This is a genomic window from Kitasatospora sp. NPDC093558 (genome assembly GCF_040683475.1).
In the GTDB taxonomy this organism is placed as follows: Bacteria; Actinomycetota; Actinomycetes; order Streptomycetales; family Streptomycetaceae; genus Kitasatospora.
This window is the reverse complement of sequence record NZ_JBFBDY010000880.1, coordinates 1-2,241: the sequence shown is the minus strand read 5'-3', so window position 1 is coordinate 2,241 and position 2,241 is coordinate 1. Positions and strand designations below refer to the sequence as shown.

General features: G+C 70.4%; 3 protein-coding genes. 1 reads left to right on the top strand and 2 read right to left on the bottom strand.

The features are described from left to right. Positions 1-160: 160 nt before the first annotated feature. Positions 161-409 carry an acyl carrier protein gene (locus tag AB0O00_RS36470; protein ID WP_363658999.1) on the bottom strand — a complete coding sequence of 83 codons (249 nt, stop codon included), beginning with the start codon at positions 407-409 and terminating at the stop codon, positions 161-163. Between the two features lie 59 nt (positions 410-468). Further along, the gene (locus AB0O00_RS36465) at positions 469-1,413 is read right to left on the bottom strand and encodes a ribonucleotide-diphosphate reductase subunit beta (protein WP_363658998.1); all 945 of its coding nucleotides are present in this window, start codon (positions 1,411-1,413) and stop codon (positions 469-471) included. 217 nt (positions 1,414-1,630) lie between these two features. On the opposite strand from AB0O00_RS36465, the gene AB0O00_RS36460 reads away from it, so the two are divergent. Then, positions 1,631-2,241, top strand: a 611-nt coding sequence (locus AB0O00_RS36460) for a beta-ketoacyl synthase N-terminal-like domain-containing protein (RefSeq protein ID WP_363658997.1), incomplete at its 3' end; no start/stop codon positions are given.

The window sequence follows — 2,241 nt, the reverse complement described above, 5'->3', positions numbered from 1 at the left end:
GCCGGCGCAGCGCGGAGTAGTGCGGGTGGGGGTCGGGGCAGCCGCGTGGGTCGAACAGGGAACGGATGGCCCGGCGGGCCGCGGCGGCGTCGGTCATGGAAGCTCCTGGAAACGGGGTCCGGCCGGCCAGGAGGGGCTGGCCGGCCGGACGTGAGTGGGATCAGGCGGGCTGGAGCTGCTTCTCGATGCGCAGGGCGACGTCGGAGACCAGGCGGAGTTCCTTGAGCTCCTCCTCGGGGAGCTGGACGTCGAAGCGCTCCTCGGCGGCGACGATCACCTCGACCATGGCGAGGGAGTCGACGTCCAGGTCGTCGACGAAGGACTTGTCCTCGGTGACCTGGGCCGGGTCGACGTCGGCGACCTCGTTGAGGATCTCGGCCAGGGCGGTGACGATCTCTTCGCGGGTCATGCGTGGCTTCCTTCTTTCTCGTGCGGTTGGGTCCGGACGGACTTCAGGGCTTCAGGTCTTCAGGGCGTGGGGGACGCCGTCGCGGGTGTGAGCCCGATGACGTGGTCGGCGAAGGCGTCCTCGATGCCGATCAGGCGCAGCTGGCGGCGCAGGCTGTCGGTGCCGAGGTCGCGCAGGGTGGGCCCGTGGGAGGTGCCTTCGCCGTGGCCGCCCTCACCGATGCGCAGGGCGATCGGGCCGGCCTGTTCGATGATGTCGCGGATGTCGTCGCCGTAGCCTTCCCTGACGCCCTGGCGCAGGGCGTGGAGGCCGTAGCTGACGTGGCGGGACTCGTCGCGGCACATGGCGGTGAAGCCGGCCTTGACGCCTTGCAACAGGGGCGTGGACTGGAGCGCGCGGACGATGGCGCGCTGCCCGACGAGGGCGAGGACGCCTTCGGTGATGAGGTGGAACAGGGCCACTGCCCGGATCCAGCGGCGGTAGTCGCCGGGGTGGTCGAGCAGTTCGCGGATGACCTCGGTCTCCAGGCGGCTGAGGTCCCGGTGCGGGGGTGTGACGGTGTTCCAGGCCTGGACGAGCATCCGGGCCGGGTCCGGGTCGTAGCCGAGGATCTCCTCGCCCAGGCGCAGCATGAGCTGGGTGTGGCGGGTCTCGTCGGCGATCTGGGTGCCGAGGTAGAGGTGGTCGATCTCCTCGGGGGCGCCGGTGAGGATCGGGGCCAGCAGGTCGAGTCCGGTGTACTCGCCGATGATGAACGTGGCGATGGACTCTTCGAGGACGGTGCGCAGCGCCTTGGGCAGGCGCTTGTGGAAGTCCTCGCGGTCGGGGCCGAGTTCGATGGCCAGGGCGGACCACTGCTGCTTCTCCCAGCGCTCGTAGAGGGCGCGGGGCTGGGGCTGCTGAGCGGTGACCAGGTCGGCGTGGCGCAGCACGTCGCGCAGTGGCAGGTGCGGCATCTCGCCGAGGGAAGCGTCGTCGAGCAGCAAGGTGCTCCAGCGACTCATCTCAACCCCCATGACTGTTGAGTCATTTTCATGACTATGCGGATCTCCAGTATTAACAGGCATTCTGGCGGACGGTCAATCGTTCGACGGTCAGGCCTGAAGTCACTGCCCACATCGCATGAGTCATGTTTCTTGACTATCGAGTCGAGATCGGGCAAGCTCTCGTTCCGGCAGCGGAACACCGCTGCCGGCGGATCTCCGTGGGGAGGAGTACGGCATGGCGGACACCGGGAGGCACCCCGCGCCCCGCCGGGTGGTCATCACCGGATGCGGGCTGATCTCGCCGATCGGGCACAGCGTCCCGGCGTTCTGGGCCGCCGCGACGACCGGCACCACCGGGGTGAAGGCCATCACCGGCCTGGACACCGCGCTGCTGCCGACCCGCTTCGCCGGCGAGGTGACCGGCTTCGACCCGCTCGCCCACATGCCCAACCGAGTGGCCCGGCGCCTCGACCGCTACGCCCAGTTCGCCCTCGCCGCCGCCCAGGAGGCGATGGCCCAGGCCGGGCTGGCGGACGCGGGCGAACACCCCGAACGCACCGCCGTGTCGGTGGGCACCGGGTACGGGCCCGGCCTGCTGATGCAGTCCTCCATCCTGGACCTCCACCGCAAGGGCCGCCGGCGCATCAACCCCTACCTGGCCACCGGCGGCTCACTGGACAGCGCGGCCGGGGAGATCGCGGTGCGCTTCGGCGCCCACGGGCCGTCCACCACCGCCGTGACCGCTTGCGCCACCGGCGCCACCTCCATCGGGGAGGCGCTGCGCATGATCCGCCACGGCTACGCCGACGTGGTGATCGCCGGTGGCGCGGACGACGCGGTCAACCC

Bases quoted from the DNA above. Each gene is read 5' to 3' on its own strand.
- AB0O00_RS36470 (WP_363658999.1), bottom strand. From the start codon at position 409: ATGACCCGCGAAGAGATCGTCACCGCCCTGGCCGAGATCCTCAACGAG.
- AB0O00_RS36465 (WP_363658998.1), bottom strand. From the start codon at position 1,413: ATGAGTCGCTGGAGCACCTTGCTGCTCGACGACGCTTCCCTCGGCGAG.